The organism is Amycolatopsis sp. cg5, from assembly GCF_041346955.1.
In the GTDB taxonomy this organism is placed as follows: Bacteria; Actinomycetota; Actinomycetes; order Mycobacteriales; family Pseudonocardiaceae; genus Amycolatopsis.
Genome location: NZ_CP166849.1, coordinates 4,923,288 through 4,937,489 on the forward strand (window position 1 = coordinate 4,923,288; position 14,202 = coordinate 4,937,489).

A 14,202-nucleotide genomic window follows, 5' to 3' on the forward strand; every position below is an offset into this window, starting at 1 on the left:
TTCGATCACCTCTCCACATATCCCATCGCCCGTGAGACGGGCTCGCCGTGCAGTTCCGGGAACAGGTAGCTGCCCCGGTCCGCTTCGTCCTTTTCGGACTCGACGACCAGCGGGTGCGCCCGCGCGTAGACGTCATGGCGGACTCCGGTGATCTGCCAGGAGACCTTGTCACCCGGCTCGCCGCCCGCGATACCGAACCGATTCCCGGTCAGCTCGGTCGCGATGTGCAGGCCGGGCGCGGCGCGGCCGATCGGGGTGAGCTGGTAGCGGAACCGTTCGTTGAGCGCCTCGAACCACTCGGGCAGTGCGACGGTCGCGGTGCCGTCGGCGCCGAGTTCGGCCACGCCGTCGTAGACGTTCTTCATCTCGTCGCTCTCGACGTTCGAATGGCACAGCACCTTGCCCGCCGGATCGAGCGGATGGTCGATCCGGAACTGGTTGTCCCCCTTGGTCAGCGTGCCCCGGATGTCGACGTTGCCCCAGAAGATCCCGGCAGGCCTGCCGATCGCCCAGATCCCGGCCCGGTCGCCGTCGGCGATCGCCCAGATGGCGTGCGACGTGCCGTTGCCCTTGACCGTGAGCCTGGCCAGGCCGGTGTCCTCGGTGCCGATGCAGGCCCGGCCGGTGACCGCGAGGTTGCCCAGCCCCGGGTTGCCCCAGCCGAACGCGCCGCCGACGTTCAGGCTGGTCGACGAGAAGACACCCGGGGTGTGCACACCCGACGCGAACTGGCCGTTCTGGTTGAGCCGCAGGTAGGAGTCGCCGCTGGAGACGGCGACGCGGTTGTTGAGCCCGATCGTGCCGACCACGTCCAAGGTCGTCGCGGGCGAGCTGGTGCCGACGCCGACCCGGCCGCCGGAGTCCTGCAGGACCACCTTGCCACCCGCGGCCGACGAGCGGATGTACCAGTCGCCGGTCGTGCCCCAGTGCACGTGACTCCAATGAGGACCGCACGCGGGTTTGAAGAACGCGGCCGTGTTCCAGGTGTTCTCGGGCGTGTTGTCGATGACGGCGAGCATCGCGTTGGACAGCGTCGTGTTGCCGCCGACCCGCAGCCAGCCCGCGACGCCGAGGTTGCCGGCGCCGAGGTCCGCGCCCCCGTTCGCGCCGCCCACGTTCAGCCCACCCGCGGCCAGGCTGCCGGGCGTGGAAATGCCACGCGCGAACGCCTTGTTCTTGTTCAGCACCAACCGGCCGCCGTCCGGTGAAACCGCGGGCAGCCCGCCGAACGACAGTTCGCCGAAGAGGTCGACGCGGCCGGTCGCGGCCTCCACCGTCAGCGCCTTGCGCGGCACGTCGCCGGACAGCGAGAGCACGACGTTGCCGTCCGCGTCGGCGGCCAGTTCGGCCGCGGCGCCCTGGTCGGCGGTCAACGCCGTGCCGTCGCGCCGCGCACGCGGGATGCGCAGCTCGACCTTCCCCGCGGGCAGGCCGACGGGATGGCGCAGGCCCGCGGTCACCGTGGCCACCTTGCCGTCCGCGTCCACGGTCACCCCGGCGAGCACGATCTGCTTGCCGGTGTCGGCGAACCCGGCGGCGGCGACCAGCCGCAGCCACGGCGCGTGCAGCAGCGCGGGCGCGTTCGCCACTGTGTTGTCCCCCAGCACTTCCCGCCAGGTCAGGGTCAGCAGGAAGTCACCGGGCGCGGTGGCGACGCCGACTCCGGTCACCTCCACCGGCACCGTCGGCACGTTCTGCAGCTGATCCGGGTCGACGGTCGGATCGACCACGGCCAGCCCGCCGGGGGCCAGCACGACCGCGTTCCCCGCCGCGTCGACCGCCATGCCGGGCAGCACGGTCACCCCGGCCGTGCCGACGGTGGCCGTCACGCGCAGACCGGCCGCGACACCCCAGCCGTGCAGGCCGGACGTGCGGGCCCGGTCGAGCGGGATGAGGTAGTCCTCGACGTCGGTCACGCTCTCGCCGTGCCCGGTCGCTCCACTGCGGACAGTGCCGGTGCTGACATTCCAGTATTCGGTTCGCCGCAGCATCACCGGCTCCTTTCGGTCACGAGAAAATCGAGGTCACGAGGTTCCACCCGGTGTGGGCGGGCTTCTGGCGGTCGACGATGGCCCGGATGGTGACCACCGCCCGGTTGAGCGCGAGGCGCCTGGCGTCCTGGTCGGCGGGCAGGTTCGGCTGCGCGAAGTGGATGACGACGTCGAACTGGAACGGCCGGACCCGGCTCAGCAGCAGCCGCGGGTCGACGGAAGGCCAGCCACCCGCGGGCTGGCCGGGATCGCAGACGATCAGGCGGTCGCCGTCGGCCACCATGCCGGTCGGATAGACGAACTGGCCGGGTTCGGTGATCCGATCCGCGCGGCCCTGCCCGATGCGGAACACGGCGGCGTGCTCGGCCGCCGGGCAGATGTACGGGTCGGTCGTCGACGGCGAAAACGGCTTCAGACCGGCGTCGAGCACGTACAGCGAGCCGTCGCGGGTGCGGGCGAGACCGGTCGGCGCGACCAGCGGATTGGCCGCCGGGAGCAGCGTCGTCTCCGTCCACACGGGAGTCCGGCGGTCGACCTTGACCAGATTTCCGGGGAACTGCGCGGGATTCTCCGGTTCCTGGACGCCGCCGTCGCCGATGAGCAGTGTCCCGTCCGGCTCGACGGCCAGCGACAACGGCTCGCGGACCGTGCGCAGCGGCGTGCGGGTGACCGCGAGCGGCGACGGCCGGATCGTGATGATCTTGGGCGGGTTCGGCGTGCCGGGGCCGTCGCCGCGATCGAGCACCAGCAGGTCACCCGCCGCGTCTACGGCCATCGCGACCGGCGCCAGCGTCGTGCCGCCGCTGACGAGGGAAGTCAGCTGGGTCGCGGTGCCCGTGCGGAACGGCGCGGGCACGGCTTGCAGCCGCCCGGTCCGGTCGAGCACGTACAGCGTGTCCGGGTTCTTGCGGACGGCGACGGCCACGACCCTGGTCAGCGTGAGCGAGGACTTGGCGATCGGCTGTGGTCTGCTGCCCGACGCGTCAAGCTGCCACACGCGGTTCTTCAGCTGGACCGCGAGCCCGTCCGGCAGCCCGAGGTCACCGACGATCAGGCCGCCGTCCGGCGCGGTCGTCACACACCACGGCCTGGTCACGCCTTCGGAGCGGACTTCTCGGCCGACGACCACCGGCCCTTTCGTGACCAGCCCCGTGGTCCGGCCCGATCCCGGTGCGACGGCCAGCAGCCGGGTGCCGTCGTCGAGCGCGACCCGCGCCTGGCCGGCGCCGAGCAGGTCGAGATACCGGCTCAGCCCGAGCTTGCGGCCACGGAGGCGGTGCAGTTTCGCGATCTCGGCGACCACCTTGCGCCGCTGGTACTCGTCCCACAGATCGGCGCCGCGCGGTGCCGGGAAGTCGACCCCGGCCAGTGAAGCGAGCCAGGGCAGGAACTCCGCGGGCGTGGCCCACGGATCGAAGACACCGGCGCGCCGCTCGATCTCGCCGGTCAGCGGACCGTGCGTGTGGTCGCCGTGCGCCAGCTCGAGGTCGTCGTCGACCCCGGTCAGCACCTTCTCGAAGATCCGCAGTAGCGCGCCGAGCGGGAGCTCGCCGGACTCGTCCCACAGCACCGGCGGGAGATACCGGAGGTAGCCGCCGGTCATGCGCTCTGCACCGTGACCTTGATCGTGTGCGCGCCGTCCGCCGCGGCGCACACGAGCTCGTAGTCGGCGGCCCGCACCGAGGCGCCGAACGGGGAGAGCCGGAACGGCCGCTCGGTGTCCTGGTCGTAGTTGGCCGCCGTGCCGTCGGGGTTGAGCGGCGGGAAGTGATACGCCGGGATGTCGGGCCGGACCTGCAGGACCGAGACGTAGCCGAGGTCTTCCGGCGGCGCGATCGCGCGCAGCAGGTCCGAGGTGAGCACCGGCTGCCCGATCTGCCAGCCCGCGCCGCCCGGCCCGCCCGCGGTCGGGTGCAGGAACCGGCCGATCGCGGCGAGCATGTCCGCGCGGACCTGGTTCTGGTCGGCTCCCGCGTCGATCGCCTCCTGCCACACGACCAGCTCGACGTTGACGATCACCGGCAGGTACCGCGGCCCGTGCACCTCCAGGTGCGCGGTCACCTCCCGGCGCGGTTCGAGGTAGGCGCGGATCTCGCGCAGCTGCTCCTGCGCCGGCTCCGGGCGCGCCACGGTGATGCCCTGATCGGGTACGACGATCACGGTGACCGAGCCGGGCGCCCTGACGATCCCGGCGTAGGTCCACGGATCGTCGCCTTTGGACCGTGGGCTCAGGCAGCGGCAGATCGCGACGTTGTCACCGGCTTCGGTGGCCAGCAGCTCGAAATCCTCCGCGGTGACCGCGCGGTCGCGGGCCCGGAATTCCGCGGGCGCGCGGCGGACCGTGTCCTCGACGGGCTCCTCGTCGGCGCCGTCCAGCCCCGGCCCGGCGTTGGTCACCCCGGTGATCCCGGCGGGCAACGCGCCCGCGGGGGTCGTGCCGAGCACGCTGACCTGGCCCGGCGCGACGTTGCCCGCCGCGCCCGCGTCGACGTGCCGGTAGCCCGCCGCCCTGATCACGCTGCCCGCCGCCGGGATCGAGCCGTGTTCGCCGTCGCCGAACCGGATCTCGCCGGTGACGGGGTCGGCCAGGTGGACGCGGCCGGGCCCGTGCGGGAGCGTGGCGACGCGGGTCCAGTCCTGCCAGACGGGCGGGTTGCCGGTGCCGACCTGGATCACCAGCCCGTCGGTTCCTTGACAGAGCGGGCTTTTCGACAGCTGGAAGACCTGGAACGGCTCGCCGGTGCTCTGCCCGAGTATCTCCGGGGTGCGGATGGTCAGCGCCGTGCGCGCAGGCGCCGCGTTGAACAGCAGCCGGTCGACCTCGATCGCGAGCGCGCTCGTGCCCGGGTTCGAGACGCGGGCGCCGAGCCAGAACAGCGGATCGGCCGGCGCGGCGGCCGGGTCGCGCGGGGTCACCGAGGTCCACGGCTTCAGCGCGGGCGGCCCGGAAGCACGCTGCGCGGTCCAGCTGTCCGGCGGTGTCAGGCGGACCGTTCCGTCGCGGTGCAGCGCGTCGGTACCATCGGTGACGGCCGCGAGCGCCGGCCACGCCATCGGCTCGACCGTGTCCTTGGAATGCGTCCACTGCACGGAAACCGGGGCGGTCGCCGGGTGCGCCAGCCGGTGGCCGATGGCGAACTCGTCCGCGACGCGCCGGTCGAAGCCGAGACACAGCTGGACCGTCTGACCGGGCGGGACCCGCAGCAGGTAGCGGCCCGTCGGCGGGCCGATCAGGGTCGCGCCCAGTTCGTCGTACTGGCTCGCGGCCGCTCCCGCCGCGTACGGCCCGATCAGCAGCGCGGCCTTCCACGTGGTCGGCAGCACGGCGACGTCCTGGTCGGTCTCGAACACGATGGCTTGTGACTGCCCCTCCCGCGCCGCGCTCTGCGCCTGTGTCCCGGCGGGCACGACGACCCGGCCGGCGCCGGAGGCGAAGGTCAGGTACGTCCGCGCCGGAGCGGGCGGATTCCTGGTGACACCGAGCAGGTTCAGCACCGCGAGGTGGTTCTTCACCGGTGTCTGGTTGAGCCGGTAGATCACGCCCTCGCCGAGCCACGCGAACAGCTCGATCAGCGTCATGCCGAGGTCGCTCGGGTTGTGGTCGGTCCACTGTGGAGCGTATTTCGGGATGAGCGCGCGCATCTGTTCGACCAGGTCCTGCCAGGTCCGGTCGTCGAGGTCCGGCGGGACGATCCGCCCGCGCCGCGAAGGTGAGGTCATCGCGCACGCTCCAGGTAGAACGGGTAGACGAGGTTGCGCACGTCCTGGGTGACGCGCAGCCGGTAGCGGATGTCGATCAGCAGCGCGGCGCCGAGGTTGTCGTTCACGGCCGTCACCTCGAGCACCTCGATCCTCGGTTCCCAGCGGGTCAGCGCCTCGGTCACGTGATAGCGCGCGAGGTTCGCGGTCGAGGCGTTGTTCGGCGCGAACGCGAGGCTGTGCAGGTCGCAGCCGAAGCGCGGGCGCATGAGCCGTTCGCCGCAGCGGGTGCCGAGGATGATCCGGATGGACTCCTCGACCTTCGCGACGCCCGCGGACTCGCCGAGCCCATTTTCGTTGACACGTAGCGGGAACGAGAGTCCCCTGCCGTGGAACCGCTCGCTCATGACGCCACCAGCTTGAGCTGCGCGGCCACGACCGTCAGCGACCCGGGCACCCCGCCGCTGGTCCCCGCGGTCTTGCCGACGAGCGTCGAGAGCATGACCGGCATGCCACCCGCCCTGAGTTTCACCGACCGCCCCGCAGTGATCGGCCCGGTCTTGACGCACGGGACGTCACCCGCCTGTTTGGCCGTGCATCCCGGCCCGATGACCGCGATCCCCGACTCGACGAGCACCGGGAAGCCCAGCACCGTGAGTTTCGCGGCGCTGGTCGGCCGCAGCCTGCCCGGCGGCAGGTGGCCGCAGGTCACGGTGCTGTCCATGGTGAGCACGTTCGCCATCGCTCCCCCTCAGGTGACGTCTACTGTGGACGGTGTCATCGAGATCTTCGTGATGCCGCCGCAGGCTTCGAGGCTGATGGTCCCGACGGCCTTGATCGTGAGGTTGCCCGCCGAGCTGATGGTCACCGACCGGGTCACCGAGTCGAGCGTGACCGAGCTGCCCAGCTTGTCCTCGACGGTCACCTTGCCGACGCCGAGCGTGTCGTCGAAGGTGATCGTGTGCCCCGCCTTGCTCTTGAGCACCCGTTTGCTGTTCATTCCGTCCACATTGGACGCCGGTGGCAGCTGTTTCACCGTCCACAGGCTGCCGATGACGAACGGCTTCGTCAGGTCGCCGTGCTCGAACGCGACCAGCACCTGGTCGCCTTTCTCCGGCAGCGCGTAGAAGCCCATGTCCTTGCCTGCCATCGGCCGCGCGCACGGCGCCCAGCCGCTGGTGAAGTTGTCCGAAAGCCCGGGGAACGACACCTTCACCCTGCCGATCGGGACCTGCGGCGGCACGTCGAGCAGTTCGTTGTTCTCCTGGACTTCGGCGACCACGACGCCGTAGAACCGCTCGGGCTGGTTCGGTGACGGCAGCTCGGAGATGTGCTTGCGCAGCAGGCCGGTCAGGCTCGAATGCCCGCGCTGGGTGATCGAGAACTCGGTGGTGAAGCCGTTGCCGTCGATCCGGTGGGTGACCTTGCGTACCCGGTAGGTCCCGCTGAACCGCCGCCCGACACCCTGGATCGTGACGTACCGGCCCGCCTTCAGGTCGGGGATGCCGATGCACGATCCGGCGCCCTCGTACATGCCCTCCAGCAGGTCGGCGAGCAATGACTTCGCGAGCACCATCGCGTCAAGCGGATTCTCGATCGTCTGCTTGCGGATTCCCTTGCGTGCCAGTGACATCAGCAGGTCGACGGCCGAGCTGCCGATCCGCTCGACCAGGTTGTCCATGTCGAAGTCGGCGGCCAGCGCGGCGCCGTAGATGGTCTGCGCGAGCTCCTGGTTGTAGCCGCGGACGATCTGCAGCCCGGCGAGCCCGGCTGCCGAGATGCGCGGCCGGAACGCGGTGAGGTTACGGCCCCATTCGAGCACGTGCGCGTTGAACTGCGGCCGCGGCAGCTGGAAGTACAGCTTGTCCCAGTCGACGTAGACATCGAAGAAGTACTGCTGCGCCCGCGCTTTCAGGAACGCCATGTCGCTCTCGACCTTGATCGCCTGCTTCGGCAGGCCCGGTGTCGGGTCGACGATCGGGATCAGGCCGTTCTCCACCGCGATCCTGGCGGCGATGACGCTGTCGTTCATGAACCGGTACTCGGTCGCCTCCGGCTGGACGCGGCGCATCTTGTACGACTTGTCGAAGCCGGAGACGGTGATCGTCGGCGGCCCGTCCTTCGGGAACGACGGCTCGATCGAGACGATCTCGCCGAGCAGCGCCGGGGTCAGCTCGTCGCCGTAGCCGAGGTGGATCTCGACGGTCTTGCCGAGATCGAGCAGCGCCGAGTCGAGCAGGGTGTTGTCGGCGTTGTGCAGGGTGATCTTGAACGACCCCGCGAGGTCGAGGTCGGTCTCGACCTCCAGCGACAGGATGTGCTCGGTGAGGTCGGCGGCCAGCGTGACGCCGGAGAGGCGGACCTCGAACCGGGGCGCGAAGGTCATGATCCGCCTCCCGGGATCACCAGCGACCGGCCGGGCGGCAGGTGCGCCGGGTCCTCGATCCGGTTGGCCTCGGCGATCTGCCGCCAGCGCCCGGCGTCGCCGAGGTAGGCGGCGGCCAGGCCGCTCAGGGTGTCGCCAGCGACGGTCATGTGCACGGTCGACCGGCCGGAGACGGCGGCGCCGACCACGGCCGAGACGGTCGGCGAGCCGAAGAACACGCCTTGCTTGATCTCGATCTGGGCCTCCACGTACTCCTGCAGGCGGACGGTCATGGTCGAGCGCACGGGCGTCCCGTCGCGGAAGAAGAGCGTGAAGCGCTGGCTCGCTTCGACCAGCACGCACCGGAACTGCATGCGGCCGAACAGGAACAGCAGCACGGACGGCGCGTGCGTCTGCCGTCGCTTGTCGAGCAGGCGGACGATCGGCTCGGTGTGCTCGCGGACGTCGGCCGGGATCTCGTAGGTGTCGAAGAACAGCTCCATGGTGAGGACGCGAGACTTGCCGCGCACGTACTGCAGCGGCGGCGCGTCCAGCCCGGGGATGCCGACCTCGGCGAAAGTGTTGCCCTGGTCGAGTTTCAGCTCCTCGGGGTTGTACATGACCGAGTGGCCGTCGCCGGTGGTGGTGTCGATGAGCAGCGCCTTGGCCAGCTCGTTGCCGACCGCGCGCGAGGGGGTGTTTCCCGGCAGCATGCTCAGCCTCCCCGTTCGAAATCGGTGCGCAGCAGGCGCATCACGTCGTCGATCAGGCCTCGGCGGAGTTCACCGAGGTCGAGCGGCGCCGGCGTGGCGGGCGGCACGTCCCGGTCGGCCGGCGCGGTCATCGGCGTCTGGGCCGCCGGTACCGACGGCGGCTTACCAAGGCTCGGCGTGGGTGGTGTCGCGGCGGTCTGCCCTGGCGCGATGGCCTCGAACTCGCGTGACGACGCGAGGGCTTCCTCGGCGGCGATCCCTCCGGCACTGGCTCGCCGCTGTGCCTTGCCCGGCTCCAGATGCGCGCTGACATGCGTGGTCTCGTGGGCGAGGAGACCGAACCCGGCGGGCTCGTCCGGCCGGAATCTGCCTTCGCGGAAGTAGACGTCCGAACCGGTCGTGACGGCGTCCGCCCGATGTTCGCGGGCGACCGCGTCCGCGGCGGGATCGTCGTGCACCCGCAGCACCTCCGCGCCAGGCCCGGAAATCTCGCGCAACCGAGCACGGACATCCGCGGGGACCGGCCGACCCGGCTCCGGTGGATCCACTGCGGACGGTTCCACTTCGGCCGCGGCAGGCCGCTCGGCCGTCTCGGGAGCACGATGCGGGCGCACCAGAGGAGCCATCGGGGTCTCGGAGCGGTCGAACCGGTCCCCGAAACCGGCCGACAAGTGCTCCGCGCGGCGGAGCACGGGCGCGAACCGGCCACCGGCGGGCTCGACCGGCGCGTGCCGGCCGGCGAGCGCGTGCGCGGCCGCGTCGAGCCGTTCACCCAGCGTCTTCACCTGTCTTCTCCCTCCACCAGCTCCGCGACCTCACGCACCCAGCGCAGCCGTTGCGTGTGGTCGAGGCCGAGCACCTCGGTGAGGGTCCAGTGCACATGTCTGCCGAGAAAGGCCGCCTCCTGGTGGACCCGGTCCAGGGGGTAGCCCGCTATCCCCCCAGCGGCGCCACCTCCACCTGGTGCCCGCGGCCGCAGTGCGGGCAGTCGACGCCGACCACGCGCGGCGTCAGCCCGTTGACCTGGTTGTAGAGGTCCTGCAGGTACGCCAGGTCCTCCGAGAAGAGCCCCTCGATGACGCCCGCGTTGATCTCCTCGAGCGCGCCGAGCTTGACCACCACCCGCGAAAGCAGGATGACGATCAGGTAGGCGGGCCAGTTGCGCACGCGCGGGTCCTTGAGCGGATAGATCTCGTCGGCGGCGGTCGCCAGGCGCATCACGCCGGTACGGTGCAGGCCGCCGTCCTTGCCGACGTAGCCCTTCGGCAGCTCGAAGCCGATCTCCGTGCTCAGCGTGCTCATACCCTGGTCAGCCCCTCGTGGGCGAGCACGAGCGTGTCGATCGCGATGTCGTTGCCCTTGGCGTTGAACGCCGGGCCCTCCCATTTGGACGGCCACGCGCGGACGAAGTTCCACCGCGCCACCTCGGTCTGGTTGGCCAGGTCGAACACCACGATCGCGCCGGTCTTGCGCACGACGTTGCCGTCGACGATCTGCTGGCGCCAGTCCCACAGCAGCCGCGAACCGGTGAGCCCGCGTTTGAGGGTGAGGTCGCCGTAGCTGGTCTTGCCGGGCAGTTTCCGCACCGTGGTGTTGTCGCCGCCTTCGCGGTTCTCGATCACCTCGGTGGCCGAGCTGAGCCCGGTGCATTCGCTGAAGCTGGCCTCGGCGATGTCGTCGAGTTCGACGAGGAAGTTGAAGTTGCGGAACGGATCGACCCGCTGACCTGTCTGAGCCATTTCCCTCTCCTAACCTTCGAGTCCGCGTGCGCCGCCGTCCCACAGGCCGATGCGCAGGACGATCCATTCGGCAGGCCGGGTGGGCGCGAGGCCGATCTCGATGACGACCTGGCCGAGGTTGCGCACGGCAGGCGGGTTGAGCTCCTCGGTGATCCGCACGTAGAAGGCCTCTTTGGCGCTGGTGCCGAACAACGCGCCCGCCTCCCAGACCCGGGTGAGGAACTCGGTGATGGTGCGTTCGAGTCCTTTCCACAGCGCCTTGTTGTTCGGCGCGAAGACCGCCCAGCGGATGCCCTGCTTGATCGAATCCTCCACATAGGACACGAGACGGCGGACGTTGACGTGCCGCCATTGCGTGCCCGCTGTCAGCGTGCGCGCGCCCCACACCAGCGGCGGGCCGCCGGGGAACCGCCGGATCGCGTTGATGTTGCGGGAGTTCAGCGCGCCCTGTTCGGTGTCGTTGAGCGCGAAGTCGAGGTCGACCGCGCCGCGCACGGTCTCGTTGGCGGGCGCCTTGTGCACGCCGACCGTGTCGTCGCAGCGCGCCATCACGCCCGCGACGTGCCCGGACGGCGGCACGGTCACGGTCGCGGCGGTGCCCGGCGGCGCGGCCGGGTCGGCGATCACGATCCACGGCCAGTAGAGCGCGCCGAAACCGTTGTCGGACTTGAGTCCGTCACGCTGCGCCTGCAACGGCCCGCCCGCCTTGAGCGGCTGGGTGTCGGGCGCGCCGTCGAGCACCGCGAACCGGTCGCCGAGCGCCTCGCAGTGCGCGATCACCTTCGCCTGGACGGCCGGGTCGACGACGCCGGGCAGGCACACCATGCTCACGTCGGGCAGCCTGGTCAGCGCGTCGAGCGCGCCGTCGAGCCCCGAGTTGTCCTTGATCGGCACGATGTAGGCGAACGTGCCGCCGTTCTCGAAGAACCCGCGCACGGCGTAGGGCAGCTGCAGCCCGGCCTTGTAGTCGCCGAAGAACCCGAGGTACGCGGTCCAGTTGGTGACGGCGACCGGTTTGCCGGGGGTGTTCGCACCGAGGTCCTTCACCGTGCCGATCAGGGCGGGGACGCTGGTGCCCGCGCCCGCGATCGGCCCGGCGGGCGTTATCTCCTCGACGTAGACGCCCGGCGCCTTCTTCTCGTAGTCCACCATTTCGCCCTCCCGGGGCTGTCACGCCAGCACGACGTTGTGCACTTGACTGTCCTTCGCGTAGGTGACGGGCACGTCCTGCGTGTGCCCGGCGGCCCGCACCCGCAGCGTGTATCCGCCGAAGTCGAGGCCGGTGACGGTGAACAGCCCGCGCGCGTCGGAAAGCACGTTCGTGCCGCGTTCGACCACCGTCACGCTCGCGCCCGCCACCGGCGCGAGCGCCTGGTCCAGCACCCGCCCGGCGAGCACCGGCTGCTGCGGCGACATGCTTTCCAGCCGGAAGCCTTCGACCGCCCTGAACTGTTCCTCGGCCTGGCCGAGGTCCATCGCGATGGTCACGCTCACCGAGAACGCGGGCCGCGGCGCGATGCCGAGCGCGCTCCAGAAGTGCCCCATCGACTGGCCTTCCGCCGTCCTAGCGACCATTGTGGACAGTGGGTATGGCTGGCCTGTCAGTCCGCCTTGCTGGAAGCGGTCCTCGATCACGGGGAAGCGGGCGAGCCACAGGAGGGTGAGTCCGAGCAGCCGGTGTTCCTCGCGTGCCTTGAGCGCGGCCGTCTCGGCCGACCAGACGGTGGCCAGGTAGACGCAGGTGACCCGCAACGACGGCGAACGCGTGCGGTAGGTGTCGCCGACGCGTTCGAGCGCCCGGCCGTCGTCACGCAGCGCGCGCTCCTCGGCGACCTCGTGCAGGAACAGGTTGACCGTCTTCTGAGCGGGCGCGTACGAGCGGTCCGGGGCTTCGAAGCTGACGTGGGCGTTGCGCAGCTCCTCGGGAGCGGCGGCGTCGCCGAGCATCGCGCTCAGCGTGGCGTCAAGGTCGTGGAACACTCCGGATCACCCCCTGGGACGATCCGGCCCATCTTGCGGTGCTCTCGCCTGATCGCGTCGAGCATGTGGTCCGTGCCGAGCGTCGTTTCTCCCGCCGCGGCAAGGAAAGCGGCGTGCAGCACGCAGTTCTTGATGTTGCCGCCCGCCAGCTGGAAGTCGCGCCCGAGCTTGTCGAAATCGAGTTCGCCGACAGGCATCTCGGACGGCAGGCACACCCGCCAGATCTCGGCCCGGCGCGCCTCGTCCGGGAACGGGAACTCGACGATGAACTGCAGCCGCCGGGTGAACGCGTCGTCCAGATGCCGCCGCAGGTTCGTGGTGAGTATCGCGATGCCGTCGTACTGTTCGATGCGCTGCAACAGATACGCGGTCTCGATGTTGGCGTACCGGTCGTGCGCGTCCCGCACCTCGGACCGCTTGCCGAACAGCGCGTCGGCCTCGTCGAACAGCAGGATCGCGTCGGCGTCGGCCGCGGCGGCGAAGACCCGGTCGAGGTTCTTCTCGGTCTCCCCGATGTACTTGCTGATCACCGCGGACAGGTCGATCTTGAACAGGTCGAGCCCGAGTTCGCCGGCGATGACCTCGGCGGCCATGGTCTTCCCGGTCCCCGGCGGCCCGGCGAACAGCGCCGTGGTCGCGCCCGCGTTCGGGAACCGCCGGTCGAAACCCCAGTCCCGCCAGACCTTTCCGCCGAGCGTCACCCGCGCGCACATCTCGCGCAGCTGCGTCAGCGAGTCGCCGGGCAACACCAGGTCGTTCCACCCGGCCATGACCTCGACTTTGGTCGCCAGGCCCGCGAGGTGATGCCGCGTCTGCGCCCGAGCGGCCGCGAACAACCCGTCCCGCATGAGATTCTCAGCCGACGCGACGGCCTCGGCGATCTGCCCCGGCCCGAAGCGGAACCGGCTCGCCAGGCCGTCCAGCAGCTCGGCGGGTACGCCGTGGCTTTCCCAAATCCGCCTGCGCACGGCGAAACCCCGTCGTTCGAACGACACCTCGCGCACGCCGAGCGGCACTCCTGCCATCGGCGTCCACTCGCGACGGCCCGCGAGAATCACCACGCCTTTGTGCTCGGCCATGGCCTTGGCGAGCTCGGGCGTCAGCGTGTCGACGCCGTCGAGGTAGAGGAGCGCGCCGTGCAGGGCCGCTTCCCGGAACAGCCGGAACGGGTCATCGGGGAGCCGGTGCAGGTCGGCGGCCAGCACCGGCATGCCTAGTTCCCCGGCGAGGACCCCCGCGGTGAACCGCCGGCCGGAGCCTTCCGGTCCCCTGAAGTACAGCCTCGTGTGCCGGCGGCTCAGCACGTCCCTCTCCGCCGCGTCCAGCGGAGTCAGCGACCCGGGTTCCATGGTCAGCCGCACCCCGCACGCGGCGAGCGCGCGGTCCAGCTCACCGAGCCCGAGCAGCACGTCGACGATCTGGTCGTCGAGCACGACAAGGTGCGCGGGCAGCGGCGGCGCGGTCTGGTCTGGTGGCGCCACGAGTTCGAGCAGCCGGTGCCGCAGCAGCGGCGCCTCGGCCCCGAACAGGGCCCGCACCCCGCCCAGCAACTCGAGTATCAAGTGGACGGTCGGCCGCCGCCGCGTCACGTCGTCTTGCCGGTATCCGTAAATCCGCTCGTATCTGAGATCGGCCTCGGGCGCCAGCGCGATCAGCAGCACGTCGAGTTCGAGATCGGTCAGCCGACAGGTGTTGCGCACCCATCTCCAGCCCGG

13 protein-coding genes are annotated in these 14,202 nt (G+C 70.6%); all 13 read right to left on the reverse strand.

Annotation, left to right across the window (positions count from 1 at the left end; translation table 11 throughout):
* Nucleotides 1-5: 5 nt before the first annotated feature.
* The 13 genes from AB5J62_RS22105 to AB5J62_RS22165 all read right to left on the reverse strand — a co-directional run bounded on the left by AB5J62_RS22105 (nt 6) and on the right by AB5J62_RS22165 (nt 14,187).
* Entirely contained in the window at nt 6-1,991 is a 1,986-nt protein-coding gene (locus AB5J62_RS22105) for a hypothetical protein (protein WP_370941805.1), read from the reverse strand.
* Between the two features lie 16 nt (nt 1,992-2,007).
* Nucleotides 2,008-3,594: a phage tail protein gene (locus AB5J62_RS22110; protein ID WP_370941806.1), complete on the reverse strand. Its 1,587-nt coding sequence runs from the start codon at nt 3,592-3,594 to the stop codon at nt 2,008-2,010.
* Nucleotides 3,591-5,711, reverse strand: a complete 2,121-nt coding sequence (locus AB5J62_RS22115; RefSeq protein ID WP_370941807.1) for a putative baseplate assembly protein — start codon at nt 5,709-5,711, stop codon at nt 3,591-3,593. The genes AB5J62_RS22110 and AB5J62_RS22115 overlap by 4 nt, the downstream gene beginning before the upstream one ends.
* Nucleotides 5,708-6,097, reverse strand: coding sequence for a GPW/gp25 family protein (locus AB5J62_RS22120; protein ID WP_370941808.1), 390 nt, complete (start codon nt 6,095-6,097; stop codon nt 5,708-5,710). The genes AB5J62_RS22115 and AB5J62_RS22120 overlap by 4 nt, the downstream gene beginning before the upstream one ends.
* On the reverse strand, nt 6,094-6,432 hold the full coding sequence (locus tag AB5J62_RS22125) for a hypothetical protein (RefSeq protein WP_370941809.1): 339 nt from the start codon (nt 6,430-6,432) through the stop codon (nt 6,094-6,096). Before AB5J62_RS22125 ends, AB5J62_RS22120 begins: the two co-directional genes overlap by 4 nt.
* A 9-nt stretch (nt 6,433-6,441) precedes the next feature.
* A complete protein-coding gene (locus tag AB5J62_RS22130; RefSeq protein WP_370941810.1) occupies nt 6,442-8,076 on the reverse strand; it encodes a phage baseplate assembly protein V in 1,635 nt (544 codons plus the stop codon).
* Nucleotides 8,073-8,768 (reverse strand): LysM peptidoglycan-binding domain-containing protein, encoded by a 696-nt coding sequence (locus AB5J62_RS22135; RefSeq protein WP_370941811.1) that lies wholly within the window; start codon nt 8,766-8,768, stop codon nt 8,073-8,075. The genes AB5J62_RS22130 and AB5J62_RS22135 overlap by 4 nt, the downstream gene beginning before the upstream one ends.
* Before the next feature lie 2 nt (nt 8,769-8,770).
* Entirely contained in the window at nt 8,771-9,553 is a 783-nt protein-coding gene (locus AB5J62_RS22140) for a DUF4157 domain-containing protein (RefSeq protein WP_370941812.1), read from the reverse strand.
* Between the two features lie 148 nt (nt 9,554-9,701).
* Nucleotides 9,702-10,070: a hypothetical protein gene (locus AB5J62_RS22145; protein ID WP_370941813.1), complete on the reverse strand. Its 369-nt coding sequence runs from the start codon at nt 10,068-10,070 to the stop codon at nt 9,702-9,704.
* A complete protein-coding gene (locus AB5J62_RS22150) occupies nt 10,067-10,507 on the reverse strand; it encodes a phage tail protein (RefSeq protein ID WP_370941814.1) in 441 nt (146 codons plus the stop codon). Before AB5J62_RS22150 ends, AB5J62_RS22145 begins: the two co-directional genes overlap by 4 nt.
* A 9-nt stretch (nt 10,508-10,516) precedes the next feature.
* Complete coding sequence (locus AB5J62_RS22155; RefSeq protein WP_370941815.1) at nt 10,517-11,659, reverse strand: phage tail sheath family protein; 1,143 nt, start codon at nt 11,657-11,659, stop codon at nt 10,517-10,519.
* A gap of 18 nt (nt 11,660-11,677) precedes the next feature.
* Nucleotides 11,678-12,487 carry a Pvc16 family protein gene (locus AB5J62_RS22160; protein WP_370941816.1) on the reverse strand — a complete coding sequence of 270 codons (810 nt, stop codon included), beginning with the start codon at nt 12,485-12,487 and terminating at the stop codon, nt 11,678-11,680.
* The gene (locus tag AB5J62_RS22165; RefSeq protein ID WP_370941817.1) at nt 12,460-14,187 is read right to left on the reverse strand and encodes an AAA family ATPase; all 1,728 of its coding nucleotides are present in this window, start codon (nt 14,185-14,187) and stop codon (nt 12,460-12,462) included. Before AB5J62_RS22165 ends, AB5J62_RS22160 begins: the two co-directional genes overlap by 28 nt.
* Between the last annotated feature and the right edge of the window lie 15 nt (nt 14,188-14,202).